This is a genomic window from Allobosea sp. NPDC055332 (genome assembly GCF_053645455.1).
In genome coordinates, this window is sequence record NZ_JBSHMO010000005.1 from 478596 (window position 1) to 498138 (window position 19543).

Annotated in this window: 19 protein-coding genes and 1 riboswitch; of the genes, 15 read left to right on the top strand and 4 right to left on the bottom strand. The window is 68.5% G+C overall.

Annotation, left to right across the window (positions count from 1 at the left end; genetic code table 11):
* Positions 1 to 15: 15 nt before the first annotated feature.
* The 14 genes from ACWIGM_RS27765 (at position 16) to thiE (ending at position 14093) form a co-directional block, all read left to right on the top strand.
* Positions 16 to 987, top strand: coding sequence for an ABC transporter permease (locus ACWIGM_RS27765; protein WP_454029201.1), 972 nt, complete (start codon positions 16 to 18; stop codon positions 985 to 987).
* Positions 987 to 1865 (top strand): ABC transporter permease, encoded by an 879-nt coding sequence (locus ACWIGM_RS27770; protein ID WP_454029202.1) that lies wholly within the window; start codon positions 987 to 989, stop codon positions 1863 to 1865. The genes ACWIGM_RS27765 and ACWIGM_RS27770 overlap by 1 nt, the downstream gene beginning before the upstream one ends.
* Positions 1866 to 1992: 127 nt before the next feature.
* Entirely contained in the window at positions 1993 to 3702 is a 1710-nt protein-coding gene (locus ACWIGM_RS27775) for a dipeptide ABC transporter ATP-binding protein (protein WP_454029203.1), read from the top strand.
* A 14-nt stretch (positions 3703 to 3716) separates the two neighbouring features.
* Positions 3717 to 4610: a polysaccharide deacetylase family protein gene (locus tag ACWIGM_RS27780; RefSeq protein WP_454029204.1), complete on the top strand. Its 894-nt coding sequence runs from the start codon at positions 3717 to 3719 to the stop codon at positions 4608 to 4610.
* 118 nt (positions 4611 to 4728) lie between these two features.
* Entirely contained in the window at positions 4729 to 6849 is a 2121-nt protein-coding gene (locus tag ACWIGM_RS27785; RefSeq protein ID WP_454029205.1) for an OmpA family protein, read from the top strand.
* A gap of 117 nt (positions 6850 to 6966) precedes the next feature.
* A complete protein-coding gene (locus tag ACWIGM_RS27790) occupies positions 6967 to 7257 on the top strand; it encodes a hypothetical protein (RefSeq protein ID WP_454029206.1) in 291 nt (96 codons plus the stop codon).
* A 67-nt stretch (positions 7258 to 7324) separates the two neighbouring features.
* Positions 7325 to 7525, top strand: coding sequence for a hypothetical protein (locus tag ACWIGM_RS27795; RefSeq protein ID WP_126114324.1), 201 nt, complete (start codon positions 7325 to 7327; stop codon positions 7523 to 7525).
* 103 nt (positions 7526 to 7628) lie between these two features.
* Positions 7629 to 7733, top strand: a riboswitch (TPP riboswitch).
* Between the two features lie 77 nt (positions 7734 to 7810).
* Positions 7811 to 9688 carry a phosphomethylpyrimidine synthase ThiC gene (gene thiC, locus ACWIGM_RS27800; RefSeq protein ID WP_454029207.1) on the top strand — a complete coding sequence of 626 codons (1878 nt, stop codon included), beginning with the start codon at positions 7811 to 7813 and terminating at the stop codon, positions 9686 to 9688.
* Positions 9689 to 9693: 5 nt separating this feature from the next.
* Positions 9694 to 10695, top strand: a complete 1002-nt coding sequence (gene thiO / locus ACWIGM_RS27805; RefSeq protein WP_454029208.1) for a glycine oxidase ThiO — start codon at positions 9694 to 9696, stop codon at positions 10693 to 10695.
* Positions 10664 to 10861: a sulfur carrier protein ThiS gene (gene thiS, locus ACWIGM_RS27810; protein ID WP_454029209.1), complete on the top strand. Its 198-nt coding sequence runs from the start codon at positions 10664 to 10666 to the stop codon at positions 10859 to 10861. The genes thiO and thiS overlap by 32 nt, the downstream gene beginning before the upstream one ends.
* Before the next feature lie 4 nt (positions 10862 to 10865).
* Positions 10866 to 11636: a thiazole synthase gene (locus ACWIGM_RS27815; protein ID WP_454029210.1), complete on the top strand. Its 771-nt coding sequence runs from the start codon at positions 10866 to 10868 to the stop codon at positions 11634 to 11636.
* A 13-nt stretch (positions 11637 to 11649) separates the two neighbouring features.
* Positions 11650 to 12621, top strand: coding sequence for a HesA/MoeB/ThiF family protein (locus ACWIGM_RS27820; RefSeq protein ID WP_454029211.1), 972 nt, complete (start codon positions 11650 to 11652; stop codon positions 12619 to 12621).
* 39 nt (positions 12622 to 12660) lie between these two features.
* Positions 12661 to 13428, top strand: coding sequence for a hydroxyethylthiazole kinase (locus ACWIGM_RS27825; RefSeq protein ID WP_454029212.1), 768 nt, complete (start codon positions 12661 to 12663; stop codon positions 13426 to 13428).
* Positions 13425 to 14093, top strand: a complete 669-nt coding sequence (gene thiE / locus ACWIGM_RS27830; protein ID WP_454029213.1) for a thiamine phosphate synthase — start codon at positions 13425 to 13427, stop codon at positions 14091 to 14093. The genes ACWIGM_RS27825 and thiE overlap by 4 nt, the downstream gene beginning before the upstream one ends.
* Here the strand turns inward: thiE and ACWIGM_RS27835 are convergent, their stop codons facing one another.
* On the bottom strand, positions 14094 to 15800 hold the full coding sequence (locus ACWIGM_RS27835) for a hypothetical protein (protein WP_454029214.1): 1707 nt from the start codon (positions 15798 to 15800) through the stop codon (positions 14094 to 14096).
* A 126-nt stretch (positions 15801 to 15926) separates the two neighbouring features.
* On the opposite strand from ACWIGM_RS27835, the gene ACWIGM_RS27840 reads away from it, so the two are divergent.
* Entirely contained in the window at positions 15927 to 16322 is a 396-nt protein-coding gene (locus tag ACWIGM_RS27840) for a hypothetical protein (protein ID WP_454029215.1), read from the top strand.
* A 5-nt stretch (positions 16323 to 16327) separates the two neighbouring features.
* On the opposite strand, the gene ACWIGM_RS27845 is transcribed toward ACWIGM_RS27840, so the two are convergent.
* From ACWIGM_RS27845 to ACWIGM_RS27855, 3 genes are read right to left on the bottom strand one after another with little or no spacing between them, the layout of a single operon-like run.
* Positions 16328 to 17347, bottom strand: coding sequence for a proline racemase family protein (locus tag ACWIGM_RS27845; RefSeq protein ID WP_454029216.1), 1020 nt, complete (start codon positions 17345 to 17347; stop codon positions 16328 to 16330).
* Positions 17348 to 17357: 10 nt separating this feature from the next.
* Positions 17358 to 18293, bottom strand: a complete 936-nt coding sequence (locus tag ACWIGM_RS27850) for a carbohydrate kinase family protein (protein ID WP_454029217.1) — start codon at positions 18291 to 18293, stop codon at positions 17358 to 17360.
* Positions 18290 to 19468 carry a fumarylacetoacetate hydrolase family protein gene (locus ACWIGM_RS27855; protein ID WP_454029218.1) on the bottom strand — a complete coding sequence of 393 codons (1179 nt, stop codon included), beginning with the start codon at positions 19466 to 19468 and terminating at the stop codon, positions 18290 to 18292. The genes ACWIGM_RS27850 and ACWIGM_RS27855 overlap by 4 nt, the downstream gene beginning before the upstream one ends.
* Positions 19469 to 19543 lie beyond the last annotated feature (75 nt).

A 19543-nucleotide genomic window follows, 5' to 3' on the forward strand; every position in this document is an offset into this window, starting at 1 on the left:
TATGGGACGGCATAGATGCTGACCCATGTCATCGAGCGCATCCTGCAGGCGCTCGCCGTCATGCTCGTCATGTCGGCACTGGTCTTCGTTGGCGTCTATGCGATCGGCAACCCGATCGACGTGCTGATCGGCCCCGATGTCAGCCAGGACATCAGGCTCGACACCATCGCCCGCTACGGCCTCGATAAGCCGCTCTGGGAGCAGTACTTCACCTTCCTCGGCCGCGTGCTGCATGGCGATTTCGGCCGCTCCTTCGTCTTCGGCATGCCTGTCCTGGAGCTGATCCTGTCGCGCCTGCCGGCGACGCTGGAGCTGACGCTCGCGGCCGTGTTCGGCGCGGCGCTGATCGGCATCCCCGCTGGGATCTATGCCGGCTATCGGCCGGACAGCCTGATCTCGAAGACGATCATGGCGCTGTCCATCCTCGGCTTCTCGGTGCCGACCTTCTGGATCGGCCTCGTCCTGATCATGACCTTCGCTGTCGAGCTCTCCTGGCTGCCGGCCGGGGGGCGCGGCGAGACCGCCCGGCTCTTCGGCGTCGAATGGAGCTTCCTGACCCTCAACGGCCTCTCGCACCTCTTCCTGCCGGCGCTGAACCTCGCCTTCTTCAAGCTCGCGCTGATGACGCGCCTGGCGCGGGCCGGCACGCGCGAGGTGATGCTGACCGACACCGTGAAGTTCGCCCGCGCCGCGGGCATCTCAGAGGGCGTCATCCTGCGGCGGCATGTGCTGCGCCTGATCTCGATCCCGCTCGTCACCGTCTTCGGCCTCGAATTCGCCTCGACGCTCGCCTTCGCGGTGGTCACCGAGACGATCTTCTCCTGGCCCGGCATCGGCAAGTTGATCATCGACTCCATCCAGTCGCTCGACCGGCCGGTGATGGTCGCCTACCTGATGCTGGTCGCCTTCGTCTTCATCATGATCAACTTCCTGGTCGACCTGACCTATTTCGCGCTCGACCCGCGCCTGCGGAAGGGACGGGCGTGATGCGGACGGAAACGCCGATCGCCCGCTTCTGGAGCGAGTTCAGGGAGAGCCGGGTTGCGGTGGCGGCACTTGTCATCGTCGTGCTGATGATCGGCGTCGCCCTGCTCGCCCCGCTGATCGCGCCGCAGAACCCGTACGACCTCGCCAATCTCGTCCTCTCCGATGCCCGCCGTCCGCCCGGCTATGTCGGCTCCGCCGGTTACACTCATTGGCTCGGCACCGACGCGCAGGGGCGCGACCTGCTCTCGGCCATTCTCTACGGCCTGCGCATCTCCCTGCAGATGGGGCTGGTCGCCGGTGCGATCGCCTTCACCATCGGCGTCACGCTCGGCATTGCCGCCGCCTATCTTGGTGGCAGGCGCGAGGCCTTCATCATGCGCGTCATCGATCTGCAGCTCGCCTTCCCGGCGATCCTGCTGGCGCTGGTGATCTCGGCGCTGCTCGGCCAGGGCAAGGCACAATTAATCGCTGCGTTGGTCGCGGCGCAATACGCCTATTTCGCCCGCACTGCTCATGGCGCGGCCTCGGCCGAGCGCGGCAAGGATTATGTCGAGGCGGCGCTCTCGACGCCGCTGCCGGCGCGGCAGGTGATCTGGCGCCATATCCTGCCGAACTGCCTGCCGCCCCTGATCGTGGTCGCGACCGTGCAGGTCGCCAACGCGATCGCGCTGGAAGCGACGCTCTCCTTCCTCGGCGTCGGCCTGCCGGTGACCGAGCCCTCGCTGGGCTCGCTGATCGCCAACGGCTTCCAGTACATGCTCTCGGGCCGCTACTGGATTTCGATCTACCCCGGCCTTGCCCTGATCCTGCTGATCGTGGCGATCAACCTGGTTGGCGACCAGATCCGCGACCAGGTCAATCCGAGGCTGAAGCGATGAGGGTGGGAGCGAGCCCTCTCCGTCATGGTCGGGCTTGTCCCGACCATCCACGCCTTCATCGATCGAGGGTGGTGTCCGAGACGTGGATGCTCGGCACAAGGCCGAGCATGACGGGGGAGGCGCGCCCATGACCGACGCCCCCCTCCTTGAAGTCGCGGACCTCACCACGCAGTTCTTCACCCGCGCCGGCGTGGTCAAGGCGGTCGACGGCGTCTCCTTCTCGCTTCGGCGCGGCGAGGTGATGGGGCTTGTCGGAGAGTCCGGTTCGGGGAAGAGCGTCACCGGCTTCTCGATCATCGGCCTGATCGATCCACCCGGCCGCGTCGCCGGCGGCTCGGTCAAGCTCGATGGCCGCGAGCTCGTCGGGCTGTCGCCGGACGAATTGCGAAAGCTGCGCGGCCGCGTCGTCTCGATGGTCTTCCAGGACCCGCTGATGACGCTGAACCCGGTTTTGACCATCGGCGAGCAGATCAGGCTGGCCTTGGAGGCGCATCAGCTCACCTCCGCTGCCGAGGCGCGCCGGCGCGCCATCGCCGGCCTCGCCCAGGTCCGGATTCCGCGCCCGGAGGCGACGGTCGACTACTATCCGCACCAGCTCTCCGGCGGCATGCGCCAGCGCGTCGCGATCGCGATCGCGCTGCTGCACCATCCCAAGCTGATCATCTGCGACGAGCCGACGACGGCGCTCGACGTCTCGATCCAGGCCGAGATTTTGGCCGAGATGAAGGAGCTCGTCGCCGAGCTCGGCACGGCGCTGATCTGGATCAGCCATGATCTCGCCACCGTCGCCTCGATCGCCCAGCACGTCGCGGTGATGCGGCTCGGCAAGATCGTCGAAGCTGGCCCAACGCTCGACGTGCTGACGCGCCCGCAGCACGCCTATACCCGCGCTCTGCTCGACGCGCTGCCGTCGCGGGCCAGGCCCGGTGAATTCCTGCTGCGCGGTGGCGGCGTGCCCGATGCCGCTCCACCCGCCCGCAAGCCGACGACGACCGTTGCTGCGCCGGTGCCTGGCGCGGCCTATTTCGTCGCCGATCGCGTCAGCAAGCGCTTCGAATCGCGGCCCGGCGCGCTGCGCGGGCTAGGCCAGAAACTCGGCCTCGTGCGGCCGCTTCCCGCCGTGATGGCCGTCGACGAGGTCAGCCTGACCGTGCCGCGCGGCGAGGCGCTCGGGCTGGTCGGCGAGTCCGGCTCGGGCAAGTCGACGCTCGGGCGCATGGCCGCCGGCATCTACGCGCCGTCCTCGGGCACCGTTCGTTTCGAGGGCTGGCCGGTGATGAGCGAGGGGCAGGAGCCGCGCAAGCTCACCACCCGCATCCAGACCATCTTCCAGGACCCGTTCGCCTCGCTCAATCCGCGCATGCGCATCGGCGACGGCATCGCCGAGGGGCCGCTCGCCCATGGGCTCGTCGGCAAGGCTGGCGCCCGCGACTACGTCCGCGACTGGCTTGCCGCGGTCGGGCTCGATCCGGCCTTCGCCGAGCGCTACCCACACCAGTTCTCCGGCGGCCAGCGCCAGCGCGTCGCCATTGCCCGCGCGCTCGCCATGCAGCCCGACCTCGTGGTCTGCGACGAGCCGGTCGCCTCGCTCGACGTCTCGATCCAGGCGCAGATTATCAACCTGCTGATGCGCTTGCGAGCCGAGCTCGGCCTGACCCTGATCTTCATCTCGCACGACCTCTCGGTGGTCCGGCATCTCTGCGACCGGGTCGCGGTGATGTATCGCGGCCGCATCGTCGAGGAGGGGGCGGCGGCAGAGGTCTACGACAACCCGCAGCATGACTACACCAAGCGGCTGCTCGCAGCCGTGCCGGTGCTGCCCGAAGCGGCAGCCTGAACAGGAGGGACGCCATGACCGAACTCAAGCCCTGGCAATGGCCGGAGGAGACCTGGCGCGGCAAGGTCGAGCAGGTCCGCGCCGGCCGCAACCTCAAGCCGAAGACCTGGCCGGGCGGGGCGCGCTGCGCCGTGGCGCTCTCCTTCGACGTCGACCATGAGACAAACGAGCTGCGCGATGGCGGCAAGTCGGTCGGCCGGCTCTCCTGGGGCCAGTACGGCAACCGCGCCGGCATGCCGCGCATCCTCTCCATGCTGGCGCGCGAGGAGATCAAGGCGAGCTTCTTCGTGCCGGCGGTGACCGCGCTGCTCTATCCCGACGAGCAGCGCCGCGTCGTTGCGGAAGGCCATGAGATCGGCCTCCATGGCTGGATCCACGAGGTCAACACGGCGGTGCCGCCCGAGGCGGAGCGGGAGCTGCATCTGCGCTCGGCCGACACGCTGGAGAAGATCACCGGCGTCAGGCCGGTCGGGATGCGCACGCCGTCCTGGGATTTCTCCGAGGTGACACTCGCCGTCGAGCGTGAGCTCGGTCTGATCTATGATTCCTCGCTCTTCGCCGATGACGATCCCTATGAGCTGATCGAGAAGGGCGAGCCGACCGGCATGGTCGAGTTGCCGGTCGAGTGGATCCGCGACGATGCGGTCTATTTCAACATGAACCGCTTCCAGGCGCTGCGGCCCTATACGGCGCCCGAGGCGGTGTTCGACATCTTCAAGCGCGAGTTTGACGGGGCTTATGCCGAAGGCGGGCTCTTCCTTTTGACCATGCACCCGCATGTCATCACCTATCGCTCGCGCTTCTGGATCCTCGAGGAGCTGGTGCGCCACGCCAAGGCCAAGGGCGATGTCTGGTTCGCGACGCATGCTGAGATCGCGGCCTATGTGAAGGCGCAGGGGGGGCTCTGAGACCCGCGTAGAATCGGGCCGGTCGTGGAACCCTGCCCGATTTCGGCCGTTTTCGGTTCATTCGGAATTCAGGGCGCGGGGGCGTTCATCTCCGGAAGAACAACTGGAAACGGATGTCATGACGCGCACGAAAAACCTGCTCCTGCTCGGCACCCTCATCCCCGCCATCGTGCTGTCGCAGGGTAGTTTCGCCGCTCCATCGCTCCAGCTGGCCCAGGCCCAGTCGGGTGACGACGACAGGCCCGATCCGCGCCGCCCGCGCGGTTCCGGCGGGCAGGAGCGCCCCGATCGCGGCGGGCAGGAACGGCCCGGCGCCCGCCCGGCACCCGGCCAGCCACCAGCAGCGCGTCCGGCAGCGCCGGAACGTCCGGCCGGGGTGAACCCGAATGCGCCACGCCCACCCTCCGCGCCGCAGGCCGCCCCTCCGGCCAACCGGGCCGAGCCCGAACAACCGCGTCGCCCGACGCCGCCTGCGGGCGCTGCGCCCGGCCAGGGTGCTCCTTCGACGGCTCCGGGCGTGCCGCAGCGGCCGGCCCCGGGTCAGATCGCCCCGCAGCCGTCACCGGCTCGGCCAAGCGCGCCGCCGGCCCAGCCCAATGCTTCGGGAGCTCCGTCCGGCGACAGCCAGCGCCGCCCGGCGCCTTCCCAGACGGCCCCGAGCCAGCCGCCGGCCACCGCTCCCTCGGCGCCGACGGCGCCCGCTCGCCCAGCGCCAGGCCAGGCCGCACCGGGCAGCAGCGGCCAGCCTTCCGCCGCGCCGCCGGCCGGCCGTGCGCCAGGAGCCCTGTCGCAGCCCGGTACGGCGCCGTCGCAGCAGCCTGGCCTCAATCGTCAGCCTGGCCAGGCGGCGCCCGGGCAGCCTTCCGCTGCGCCGCCCGCCGGCCGCGCGCCGGGGGCGCTGTCGCAGCCTGGGACGGCTCCGCCCCAGCCTGCTCCGTCGCAACCGCAGCCCGGCTTGACGCGCCAGCCCGGCCAGCCGGCTCCGGGTCAGGCCGCGCCTGCGCAGCCTGCTCCCGGCCAGGGCGCGCTCGGCGGCGGGGTTCAACCCAATCCCGCCCAGCCTGCTCCCGCTCCGAATGCCGGCCGCGCTCCCGGCGCTCTGTCGCAGCCCGGAGCCGCGCCGGCGCAACCCGCACCGGTTCCCGGCCAGCAGCCCGGTGCCCTGTCGCAACCGGGCGCAGTTCCCGGCCAGGTGCAGCCGACCCAACCTGGAATTCCGGGTCAGGCGGGCCAGCCCGTGCCTGACCGGCAGGGCCGCCGCGGCGGCATCGGCCTCGGCGGCGCGGCCGCGATCGGCCTCGGCGCCGCCGCGATCGGCGGCATCATGGCGACGCAGGGCGCGAGCCGGCTCGACGACATCCGCAGCCGGCGCGAGGAGCGTCGCGAGGGCGACGTCACCATCATCCGCGAGCCCGGCCGCACCATCATCCGCGGCGACGATGACCGCGTCATCATCCGGCGCGACGAGACCCAGCGCTTCCGCGATCTCGGCCTCGACACTCGCAGCGAGCGCCGCGGCGAGGAGACGGTCACGGTCTATGACCGCCCCGACGGCACGCAGATCGTAACCGTAACCGATGCCGAGGGTCGGCTGATCCGCCGCTCGCGGCGCGAGCGCGACGGCGGCGAATTCGTCATCATCGACAATGTCCGCCGCGACGGGCCGCAAGCCCGCTTCGCCGAGGAGGTGGTCGAGTTGCCGCCGCCGCCGCTGCGCATCCCGCGCGAGCGCTACATCGTCGATGCCGAGCGCGCCGACGAGCGATTGATCTACGAGACGATCACCGCTCCGCCGGTCGCCCCGGTGCCGCGCCGCTACACGCTCGACGAGGTCCGCTACTCGCGCGATCTGCGCGCCCATATGCGCAGCGTCGACATCGACACGATCAACTTCGATTCCGGCTCCTGGACAGTCACGCAGGATCAGGCGGGGCGCCTCAGGGTGATCGCGCAGGCGGTGCGCCAGGCGGTCGAGCGGGCGCCGAACGAAGTCTTCATGGTCGAGGGCCATACCGACGCGGTCGGCTCCGATGTCGATAACCTCTCGCTGTCGGATCGCCGGGCCCAGTCTGTCGCTGAAATCCTGACCCGCGATTTCGCGATCCCGGCCGAGAACCTGACGACGCAGGGCTATGGCGAGCAGTATCCCAAGGTCCAGACACAGGGCGATTCGCGCGAGAACCGTCGCGTGACGCTGCGCCGGATCACGCCGCTGCTCACCGGTCAGAACCAGCAGTGATCTCGGCCTGAGCAGCAGCGCATTTCTCGATGGGCGGCCGGAACAATCGCTGGCCGCCCCTGTTGTTCTAGCGGGTGGGCCCGTCTTGCGCCCGCCTGACTGGACTGGAGGAGTGCCATGCGCAAGAACTCGTGGGTCCTGCTAGGACTGCTCGCCGTGGGGTTGCTGGCGGCGGAAGCTGCTGCCGCGCAATCCTCTCTCCCGCAGACGCAGCGTCAGCAGCGCGCACCTGGCGTGCCGATGGCGCCGAATGCGGGCGAAGTGCAGAAGCTGGAGCCACGTTCCGACCGTCTCGAGGCGCGGCGCGAGCGTGAGCAGCTGGCGCGCGATCGCTCCGCGCCGCCGGAGCCGAACCGCGAGATCCCGATGCCGAAGCCGGTACCGTCGATCATCGCCCCCACTCGCTAGAGCCCACCGCTTGGGGTTTAGATTCAGGTAAGGCTCGCCACCTATGGTGGCGGCGAGGAGTCATGTCATGAGTGAGATGTCGGTCGCGATCGCCCAGAGCCTGGTCAGCATGAAGTCGGCTGCGACGCAGCAAGCGCTGCAGCTCGAAATGGTCAAGCAGAACGCCGATTCCGATCAGGCGCTCGTCGCCATGCTCCAGCAGGCTGCCGAGCAGCAGCAGGCCACGCTCCCCGCCGGCCAGGGCGGCAACCTCGACATCACCGCCTGAACCCCATCCTCACCAGCGTGTAATGCTGCTGGCGCATGCCGGCGCAGCGTCGGCCGGCGGTTCTTTGCCGGTTGCGTGAAGATCACGACAGTTCTAACCTCCGCCTCGTTCCGAGGGGTGCTCGATAAGAGCTGAGATGGCCTGACGGCCGAACCCATCGAACCTGATCCGGGTCATACCGGCGGAGGGACTGGAACGCGGCTGCGCCACAAGTGCATCCGCAGACAGCGACTGGACCGTCAGACGCCCCGGATCTCCTGAACCTGAGAGGGAGGAGATCCTGACATGAACGCCCACACCAAGCCCCAGAAGAACAGCGTCAAGGCTGCACCGCAGACGGTGACGACCGGCCCGATCATCGGCTCGCGCAAGATCTATGTCGCGGCGCCCGAACATCCCGACATGCGCGTGCCCTTCCGCGAGGTCACGCTGACGACCGATGCCGAGCCGCCGGTGCGCATCTATGACCCCTCCGGCCCCTATACCGAGACCGATGCGACGATCGACCTCAACGCTGGCCTGATCCAGCCGCGCCGCGCCTGGCTCGATGCCCGTGGTTTCGAGACTGTGCCTGGCCGCGCCGTTACCGCCGCCGACAACGGCCATATCAGCGAAGCACAACTCGTCCCGGCCTGTCCGGCCGAGCGCCCGATCCTCGAAGCCAGGTCGGGTCAGATGGCGACGCAATACGAGTTCGCCAGAGCCGGCATCGTCACCCCCGAGATGATCTATGTCGCCCATCGCGAGAATCTCGGCCGCGCCGCCATGCTGGACGGTGCCCGCGAGCGCCATGCCGACGGCGAGAGTTTCGGCGCCTCCGTGCCGGAATTCGTCACCCCCGAATTTGTCCGCGATGAGATCGCCCGCGGGCGCGCCATCATCCCCGCCAACATCAACCATCCCGAGCTTGAGCCGATGGCGATCGGCCGCAATTTCCTGGTCAAGATCAACGCCAATATCGGCAATTCGGCTGTCACCTCCGGCGCCGCCGAGGAGGTCGAGAAGCTGGTCTGGGCGATCCGCTGGGGCGCCGACACGGTCATGGACCTCTCGACCGGACGCAACATCCACAACATCCGCTCCTGGATACTCAGAAACTCGCCGGTGCCGATCGGCACGGTGCCGATCTACCAGGCGCTGGAGAAGGTCGGCGGCGACCCGATCAAGCTCGACTGGGAGGTGTTCAAGGACACGCTGATCGAGCAGGCCGAGCAGGGCGTCGACTATTTCACCATCCACGCCGGCGTCAGGCTGCCCTACGTGCCGCTGACCGCCAGCCGCGTCACCGGCATCGTCTCGCGCGGCGGCTCGATCATGGCGCGCTGGTGCCTGGCACATCACAAGGAGAGCTTCCTCTACGAGCGCTTCGACGAGATTTGCGAGATCATGCGGCGCTATGACGTCTCCTTCTCGCTCGGCGATGGCCTGCGTCCGGGCTCGATCGCCGATGCTAATGACCGCGCCCAGTTCGCTGAGCTGGAGACGCTGGGCGAACTCACCAAGGTCGCGTGGGACAAGGGTTGCCAGGTAATGATCGAGGGCCCCGGCCATGTGCCGATGCACAAGATCAAGGAGAACATGGACAAGCAGCTGCGTGAATGCGGCGAAGCCCCGTTCTACACGCTCGGACCGCTGACCACCGACATCGCGCCGGGCTATGACCACATCACCTCCGGCATCGGCGCGGCGATGATCGGCTGGTTCGGCTGCGCCATGCTCTGCTACGTCACGCCGAAGGAACATCTCGGCCTGCCCGATCGCGACGACGTCAAGACTGGCGTCATCACCTACCGCATCGCCGCCCATGCCGCCGACCTCGCCAAGGGCCATCCGGCGGCGAAACTCAGGGACGATGCGCTCTCCCGCGCTCGCTTCGACTTCCGCTGGGAGGACCAGTTCAACCTGGCGCTCGATCCCGACACGGCGCGTAGCTTCCACGACGAGACGCTGCCGAAGGACGCCCACAAGGTCGCGCATTTCTGCTCGATGTGCGGGCCCAAATTCTGCTCGATGAAGATCACTCAGGATCTGCGCGCCGAGGTGCAGGCGATGGGCGACAATGAGCGCGCGGCGCTCGAAGCCATGGCCACACAGGGCATGGCGGAGAAGTCGCAGGAGTTCCTGAAGAAGGGCGGCAATCTCTATCTGCCGGCGGCGGAGTAGGGACCATGCGCGTCGCTGTGATCGGGGCCGGCGTCGCCGGCCTCGTGACGGCGCTCGAGCTGGCCGAGCGGGGTGTCGCGGTCGAAGTGTTCGAACGCAGTGCCGCCCTTGGCGAGCGGGCCTGCTCCTGGGCTGCCGGCGGCATGCTGGCGCCCTGGTGCGAGCGCGAGAGCGCCGAAGAGGCGGTCGTCACTTTGGGCCGGCAGGCCCTCGACTGGTGGCCGCGCCATCATCCCGGCACGCTCTCCCATGGCACGCTCGTGCTCGCCCCGGCCCGCGATGCCGGCGAGCTGACGCGGTTCGCGGCGCGGACGAGCGGCTTCGAGCGGCTCGATGGCGATGGCGTCGCTGCGCTGGAGCCCGACCTCGCCGGCCGCTTCCGACAGGGCCTGTTCTTCGCGCAGGAGGCTCATCTCGACCCGCGCCGCGCCATGGCGGCTTTAGCCGCGGCGCTGCAGGCGGCCGGCGTGCCGATCCACTACGGCGTCGAGGCCGATGAGACGGCGCTCGATGCCGATCGCATCGTCGATTGCCGTGGCCTTGCCGCCCGCGACCGGATCGACGGGTTGCGGGGCGTACGCGGCGAGATGCTGGTGCTGCGCACCGATGAGATCAGGCTGAGCCGTCCGGTCCGGCTGCTGCATCCGCGCATTCCGCTCTATGTCGTGCCGCGCGCCGACGGGCATTTCATGATCGGCGCGACGATGATCGAGAGCGATGATCGCCGCGACGTCAGCGCCCGCTCGGCCATCGAACTGCTCAGCGCCGCCTATGCGCTGCATCCGGCCTTTGGCGAGGCCGAGATCGTCGAATTGCGCGCCGATGTCCGCCCGGCCTTTCCCGACAACCTGCCCCGCATCGTCGAGGAGGGCCGGACCTTACGCTTCAACGGGTTGTTCCGCCACGGCTTCCTGCTCTCGCCGGCTTTGGCCGGGCAGGCGGCCGATCGTCTCCTCGCATCCAGGGAGTTGTCCGATGCGCATCATCGTCAACGGCGACACGCGTGAGGTCGCGGCCCCCGTCCTGGCCGAGGCGCTGGCCGAGCTGGGCTATGCCGGCGCGGTCGTCGCCACGGCCGTGAACGAAGCCTTCGTGCCCGCCGGCACGCGGGCGCAAACGATCCTCGCGGACGGCGACCGGCTCGAAATCCTCGCGCCGATGCAGGGAGGCTGAGTCGATGAATTTCTACGGCTTCACCCCGCGCTCGCGCCTCTTCCTCGGCACGGCGCAGTATCCCTCGCCGGCCGTGCTGCAAAAGTCGGTCGAGGCGGCCGGCGTCGATGTCGTCACCGTCTCGCTGCGCCGCGAGGCCGGCCGGCTCGGCGGTGGCCAGGATTTCTGGGCCCTGATCCGCGGCCTCGGCGTCAGGGTGCTGCCCAACACCGCCGGCTGCCACTCGGTCAAGGAAGCGGTGACGACGGCGCAGATGGCGCGCGAGGTCTTCGGTACGCCCTGGATCAAGCTGGAGGTGATCGGCGAGGCCGACACGCTGCAGCCGGATGTGTTCGGCCTGGTCGAGGCGACGCGCATCCTCTGCGCCGAGGGCTTCGAGGTCTTCCCCTATATGACCGAGGATCTCGTCGTGGCCGAACGGCTGGTCGAGGCCGGCTGCCGGGTGCTGATGCCCTGGGGTGCTCCGATCGGCACCGGCAAGGGCCTGAACAACCCTTACGGCCTGCGAGCGCTGCGGGCGCATTTCCCCGATATCCCGCTGGTCGTCGACGCCGGCATCGGCTTGCCCTCGCATGCCGCCGCGGCGATGGAGCTCGGCTACGATGCGGTGCTGCTCAACACCGCGGTGGCCAAGGCCGGCGACCCCGCCGCGATGGCGGCCGCCTTTGCCCGCGCGGTCGAGGCCGGGCGTCTCGCCTTCGAAGCGGGACCGATGGAGCCCCGCGACATGGCTGCGCCCTCGACCCCGGTGCTGGGCCGGGCCCTGCTCGGCTGACAAGGAGGGAGCAATGACCGATCGCTATGCCCGCCAGATGGTCGTGCCGGAGATCGGCCCCGAGGGACAGGCGCGGCTAGCCCGCACCTGCATCCTCGTTGTCGGGGCCGGTGGCCTCGGTTGCCCCGTATCCTCCTATCTCGTCGGCGCCGGCATCGGCCGGTTGCTGCTGGTCGATTCGGACCGGGTCGAGGAGAGCAACCTGCACCGCCAGCCGCTCTACCGGATGAGCGATGTCGGGCGGTTGAAGGTCGAGGCGGCGCGTGAGGTGCTCGCTGCGTATAATCCTGGCGTGGGGATCGAGGCACTGGCGCTCAGGCTCGCGCCCGACAATGTCGCGGAACTGGTGGCGCGGACCGATATCGTCATCGATGCCGCCGACAGCTTCGCCGCGACCTACGCCCTGAGCGATGCTTGCCGCGAGGCCGGCAAACCGCTGGTCAGCGCTTCGATCGTCGGCACCGCCGGCTATGTCGGCGCCTTCTGCGGTAGTGGGCCGAGCTATCGTGCCGTCTTTCCGGAAATGCCGGCGCGCGCCGCCGATTGCGCCACGGCCGGCGTACTCGGTCCGGCCGTTGCCACCCTCGGCCTGCTGCAGGCGCAGATGGCCCTGCTGCTGGCGCTAGGCCTCGAGCCGTCACCGCTTGGCCGCGTGATCAGCTTCGATGCCCGCCGCCTCGGCTTCGGCGGATTCTCCTTCGCCGGGGCGCCGGAGCCGCTCGCCGGTTCCTTCCCCTTCATCGCGCCCTCGCAGCTTTCTGCCAGCGATATCGTCGTCGAGCTGCGCGGCGTCGATGAGGCGCCTGTTCCGGCTGCTCCGGATGCGATCAGGCTGACGGTCGATGAGATCGACCGGCTGTCGCTGGATGAAACCGACGGCCGGCGTGTGGTGCTCTGCTGCCGGAGCGGCATCAGGGCGGCGCGGGCCGCCGGCAGGCTTGCAGCGCGTGGCGCCGGGGATCTGGCCCTGATGGCGCTGGGCTAGATTCTTCCCCATATCCCTGGCGAGCCCGATGGAGACAAGATGACGAGCGACACCACCGAGATGACGCTGGCGCGGACCCTGCAGCCGCAGGAGGTCGCCTCCGTTCTCGCCCGCGTGGCGGAGGTGCGCCCGCGCGTGCAGTGCCTGACCAATACGGTGGCGCAGAACCTCACCGCCAACATGCTGCTGGCCTTCGGCGCGATCCCCTCGATGGCGATCCATGTCGACGAGGTCGCGGCGATGGCCGAGGGCGCCGGCGCGATCCTGATCAATATCGGCACGATCAACGCCGAGAGCGAACTTGCCATCCCCAAGCTGCTCGAAGTGGCGCGCGATCGCGGCAAGCCCCTGGTGTTCGATCCGGTCTTCGTCGAGCTCTCGCCGCTGCGCCGGCACATCGCCGGGCAGGTGCTGCGCTTGGCCGACATCCTGGTGCGCGGCAACGCCACCGAGATGGCGGCGCTCTCCTTTGATCTCGCCGCCGCGCAAGGTGTCACGCGCGTCACCACCGGCAAGGTCGACCGGATCGAGAGCGGCTCGGCGAACTTCTCCATCGCGCATGGCCACCCGCTGATGACGAAGGTCACCGGTATCGGTTGCGCTGCCGGTGCGCTGATCGCGGCCTGCTGCGCCGTCGAGGCCGACAAGGCGGTCGCGGCGGCGGCGGCCTTGACCGCCTATGGCATTGCCGGCGAAATCGCGGCCGAGCGCTGCCGCGGACCCGGCAGCTTCGAGGTCGAGCTGATCGACGCGGTCGCGGCGATGGACGCGGCGACGCTGGCTGCACGAATGGAAACCGGACGATGAGCGTCGACATCACCCTTTACGGCATCGTCGATCCGCAGATCGCCAATGGCCGCTCCATGGCCGATATGGCGCGCGCTGCGGTCGAGGGCGGCGCGACGCTGATCCAGCTCCGCGCCAAGACCGAGACGACGCGCGAGATGGTGCGCGAGGCGCGCGCCATCCGCTCGGCCCTGCACGGCACCAATGTGCCGCTGCTGATCAACGACCGCGTCGACGTTGCGCTTGCGTCCGGCGCCGACGGCGTCCATCTCGGCGCCGACGACATGAAGCTGGTCGATGCGCGCCGCTTGCTCGGCCCGCGCGCCATCATCGGCGCGACGCTGAAGCATGAGAGCGAGCTGCCGGAGTTGGCCTCGGCGAAGATCGACTATGCCTGCATCGGCGGCGTCTTTCCGACCGCGCACAAGGACAATGCCGGCACCGCGCTCGGCGTCGATGGGCTCGCCGCCTTGCGCCAGGCGGCGGCGCGCGCGCTCGGCGCTCTGCCGATCGGCGCCATTGCCGGCATCACCGCCGGCAATGCGGGCTCGGTCATCACGGCGGGCGCCGACGGCGTTGCCGTGATCGGCGCGCTTTTCGGTGGCGATGATATCCTGGCTGCGGCGCGCGATCTCAGGCTGGCGGTCGAGACCGCCCTGTCGGAGCGGGTCGCCGCGAGCGCCTGATCAAGACTTCACGTACAGATCCCAGCAAGGCGCCAGAGCGACCTTGTTGCGGCCCTCGAGCGCCTTGGCGAAGTGCTTGAAAATCGCTGCGCGGATCGAGGTCAGCGGACATTTCGGCGCCAGAATCGCATCGGTCTGGCGCAGGCTATCGATCATCTGCGCCTCCAGCTTCGGATTGCTCCGCGTCGGATCAATGCCGATCGGCACATGGCGCGGTGGCCTGCGGTCGAGGAGGTAGTTGAGCACGTCGACGAAATCGAGCGTGAAGAGGCCGTTGAGCGCGCGCTTATTGGCGTGCTCCCAGGCCGTGATCGCGATGATGGCCTGCTCGACTTCGAGCAGCCAGATCGCGTGATGGTCGATCTCCGAATAGAGCGTCAGCGAGGGCTGCTGGCCCATCGCGGCGAGATCGGCATAGGCGGGCTGATGCCTGGCATAGTGCTGCAGCATGGTTGGAGCCCGCTCGGCGATCTCGGGTTTGACGCTGACGCGTCCGAGCTTGCCGACATCGTCGACCGCGAGCGGCAGATAGGTCGGGGCGCCCAAGGCGGCACGGGCGCCGCGCTCGATGAAGTTCACGGCCGAGGGCGCCGCGATGACGCAGATCAGCAGCAGCACCGCTGGCCGCAGCCTGTCATTGCGCTGACGCCAGTCGAGCAGGAGCACGAGCAGGATCGGCCAGAGTCCGATGAATTCGAGGCTTCCGGTATTCTGCGTCTCGAAGAAGGTCAAAGCCAGCAAGGCGATGGCGAGCCAGCCTACTGGCGAGATGGCGAGCTCGCGCAGCCAGGACAGGGTGCCGGCCGGTCTCGCCTGCCAGGACGAATAGGTGAGCAGACCGATGAGGGCGAGTGTTGGCCCGATGACCTCGAACTTGAACGAGGCCACGGTGAGGAAACGCGGCAGCAATGCCCCCGTATTGAGCCTGAGCAGGATCAGGATGTCGTCGACATAGGCCTGGGTCAGCCCACCACTCGCCAGATCGATGGCAGCGAGGGCTGCGATCGTTGCGACGGCGGCAAGGCAGGCGTCGCGCAGGCGCATCTGCCCGGTCAGCACTGCGTAGCCGATCAGCATCGCTCCGGTGACCGCACCGGTGACCTTGACCAGGAACAGCGTCAGCATCAGTGCCGCGACGAGCCAGATCGTCAGCGCGCGCTCGCGTACGAACATCAGCACGGCGATCAGGATGTAGAGCAGCAGCGCGACGTGCCGGTTGTAATGGCCGTAGCCGTCGAAGCCCGGTAGCGGGTAGACCTCGTGCAGGTTGATCGGCAGCGAGGCGAAGAGCAGGAAGGGCAGCAGCAGCGCCAGCGCAAGCCCTTGCGAGCGCTGCGCGATATGGAAGACGAGGATCGCCAGCAGTGGCAGCGCGAGCGGCAGCAGGGCCCAGTTCGCGGTCAGCAGCGGGTGCGCGTCCGGAAACAGCCGGTCGAGGCCGGAGACGAGATAATAGCCGAGCGGGCCGACCGGCGCGAAAAAGTCGATGTTCGGAACCTGACCGTCGCGGATGCGCTGGACCGCGTCGAAATAGACCGCCGTGTCCCAGTAATACGGTCCCAGTGGCAGGCGCAGCGGCAGCAGCAGCCCGGCGAGAACGAAGGCGAGGAAGGCCGCGAGCCAGATCGACGGAGCAGTCCAGGGACGCGTGGAGACGAGCTCCTTCGCGTCTCTTGCGGCGACCGGCTGGTCCGGGCTCGCGTCCATGATCCGTTCTCGCGTCACGTAGCGCGAAGTAGCAGAAGAATCTTACCGGGCCCTTCCCGACAAGATGAAAAGGGGGTTTACCTCGACCGGGCCACCCGCTCTGCAATGATTGCGAGGGTCATCCTGATGGCAAGACAGCCGGTGCGCCGACTGCCACCAGCCGCCGGGCTCCTGGGCTCGGCATTGGCGTTGTTCGCAGCGGCTGCCGCTGTGGCAGAGGATCGTGCCTTCGCCGATGCCGCTCGCTATGTGCACGACAAGGTCGTCTCGTGCTGGAACGTTGCTCCCGGCGCAGCGCCGGCGGGCACGATCGTGCGCATCCGTTTTGAGCTCGATCGCACCGGCGCAGTGGTCGGCGAGCCAGTCGTGCTCGATCAGCCCCTGGAAACAGGTGCTGCGCGACTGGCCGAGAGCGCGCGGCGTGCCATCATCCGCTGCGCCCCCTATGACGGGCTGAAGCGGCACGGCGCGCTCTATCGGCGCTGGCGTGAAATCGTCCTGAACTTCCGACAGCCCGAATAGGCGGCTCAGGCGCCTGCGATCTCGGCGAAGCGCTTCGGCAGGGCAAAGCCATAGCCGAGCGGATCGTCCGCCTCGATGGCGAAGCTGCCTTCGCCGGCGAGATGGCCGCGGCCGCCCACCTCGACGGTGACGGTGCCAGCGGCAGGGAAATCGACCGGGCCGATCACCTTGCCGGTGAAGGTGCCGCCGGTGATGCTGCGGATTCTGCGGTTCCGGCCGATCGGGATCAGCCCCTTGGCATGGTCGAGCGCCATCCGGGCGGTGACCCCTGAGCCGGTCGGCGAGCGGTCGATCTGGCGCTCGGCGAAGACGCAGAGATTGAAGCTGTCCTGATCCGGCCCGGCCTCGTCAGTGACGATCGTGCCATAGAGGAAGCCGAGGTCGGGTTCGGTCGGATGGGTGATCGCGCGGCTCGCCCGGACCTGGTCGGTCAGCGCGCCCGCCGCGGCGACGATCTCTTCGACCGGTGTCTGCATCAGGTCGAGCCCGAAGCGCGAGGCCGGCAGGATGCAGTAATAGGCGCCGCCATAGGCGATGTCGGTGACGACATCGCCCTGACCCGGCACGGAAACCACGAGATCGCGTGCCTCGACGAAGGCCGGCACGCTTTCGAAGCTGACATTGCCGACCTTGCCGCCTTCGACTTCGCAGGCGAGGCGAAGAAGCCCGCAGGGCGCCTCGATGGCGAAGCGGGTGACCGGCTCGCTCGCCTTCACCAGCCCCTGCTCGATCGCATAGCGGCCGAGCGCGATGGTCGCGTGGCCGCACATGGTCGAATAGCCCTCATTATGCGTGAACAGCACGCCGAAGGCGGCTTCGGGATGGCTCGGCCTGACCGGGATGACACCGTACATGCCGTCATGGCCGCGCGGCTCCAGCATCATCGCACGACGCAAGCTGTCATGCTGCTCGCGGGCCTGCCGGCGCTTGTCGAGAATGCTTGCGCCGGTGAGCTCTGGATAGCCTGATGTGACGATGCGCACCGGCTCGCCGCAGGTGTGGTAGTCGATATAGCTCAGGCGCATGGGCATCCCGTCAATCATAAGCCATCGGCGGCTTGCCCCGTGGCGGATTGCAGCCCCTCTCGCCGCAGGTTTCGGCCGCGATGGCGCAAGCGAAGTCCATCGCTGAGGCCGAGAGTTCCTCCGGCAGGTCGCGCAGTGTCGGTCCGAGGCCGCCGTTTTGCCAGAGCGAAGCGAGGAAGGCGCCCATGAAACTATCACCGGCTCCAATCGTATCGACGATGTCCGGGGCTGGCACGAACCCCGAGATCATTCTGCCCGACGGATGGTGGAGATTCGCGCCGTGATCGCCTTCGGTCTCCAGCACCAGCGGCAAGCCCCCGGCGAACCATCGCTTGAAGACCTTGCCATAGCCGATGTCGAAGACGGTAACGGCGTCGTCCGAGCTGAGTTTGATCAGGTCACACAGAGAGGCTCGCTCCTCGATGGCACGGCGCGTCTCCGGAAGCGCCGGCGGCACGGCCGGCCTGACATTGAGATCATAGCTGACGCTGAGGCCGGCTTCACGTGCACGCCGCATCAGCGCCAGCGCCGCCTGGCCCGAGACGCCGAGCGTCGCGCCGAAGGAGGTGACGTGCAGATGCGCGAAATCGTCGAGATCCGCCGGCGCGGGCGGCGCGGTATCGAAGGCCGTGCCGTTCAGCGAGAAGCGATAGGTCGCGGCACTGTCTGCGTCGAGCGAGGTGACCGTGGCGGAGGGCGTCGGTGCATCGCAGATTCCGACGAAACGCTGATCGATGCCTTCCTCTGTCAGGCGTCGGAGGAAAAACCGGCCGAGCGTGTCCTGTGAGAGGCTTGCATTGTAGGCTACCGGCGCGCCGCAGCGAGCCAGCGCCAGGGCCGTGTTGAAGCCAGAGCCGCCGAGCACGGCCTCGCGCTTGTGCCCGGCACGGCCGGGTACAATATCGACGAGCGCCTCGCCATAGACGAGGACGCCCCTGCCCGTCACAGCAGCCCGCGCTTGGCGAGGTTGCGCATCAGATGCGAGGCGCCGAAACGCCAGGGCTCGCATTCGTCGGTGCGACGCATCCGGTTGACCAGCGCGCCGAGCTCGGGCGCCGAGATGGTGACGACGTCGCCGTATTTGTGGGTGAAGCCGCCGCCCGGCGCGTCGCGATCCTTGATCGGCGCGAACATGGTGCCGAGATAGAGCACCGCCCCGTCCGGATACTGGTGGTGCGGGCCGATCATCTGCGCCGCGAGGTCGGCCGGGTCGCGGCTGATCCTCGCGATCGAGGACGAGCCTTCGAGCGTGAACCCGTCCTCGCCCGCGACGGTCAGGCTCACCGTCGTCCTGCGGACATGGTCGAGCGAGAAATCGCCGTCGAAGAAGCGGATGAACGGGCCGATCGCGGCGGCCGCATTGTTGTCCTTGGCCTTGCCGAGCAGCAGCGCCGAACGCCCCTCGACATCGCGCAGGTTGACGTCATTGCCGAGGCTGGCGCCGACGATGCGGCCGTCCGAGGCGACGACCAGGACGATCTCGGGTTCCGGATTGTTCCAGCTCGATGCCGGATGCAGGCCCGCATCGGCGCCGGTGCCGACCGCCGACATCGGCGGCGCCTTGGTGAAGATCTCGGCGTCCGGCCCGATGCCGACCTCGAGATACTGGCTCCAGCTGTTCTGGGCGATCAGCACCTCCTTGAGCTTCATCGCCTCGGGCGAGCCGGGCTTGAGCTTGGAGAGGTCGTCGCCGATCAGCTTGCCGATCTCGGTGCGGATCGCGGCGGCAGCGGCCGGGTTGCCGCGCGCCTTCTCCTCGATGACGCGCTCCAGCATCGAGACGGCGAAGGTGACGCCGGCGGCCTTGACCGCCTGCAGGTCGACCGGGGCGAGCAGCCAGGGCTTGCCGTCATTGCGCGTGGCGGCAGAGCTGTTGGCGAGGAGATCGGCGAGCGAGCCGAGATTCTCGCCATCAGCGGCGCGCAGTGCCGTTGCCGGATCGGCGGTCTCGCAGAGGTCGCGCATGGTCGGGAAGGTCGCGGTGATGTCGATCACCGTGTCGCCCTGGAGCTTGACCACCGACGGCCCGGCGAGATCCGGCCGCCAGACCCGGCCGGCCAGCGCGGCGCGGTCGGCATCGGCCGGCAAAGTGTTGGCGGGCGTGAGCGAAAGCGAGGCCATGGCTGATCCAGGTTGTGTGCAGTGTACAAGACGGGTGGGAAGAACAGCCGCTTCCGCAGGAAATCGCAAGTGCGC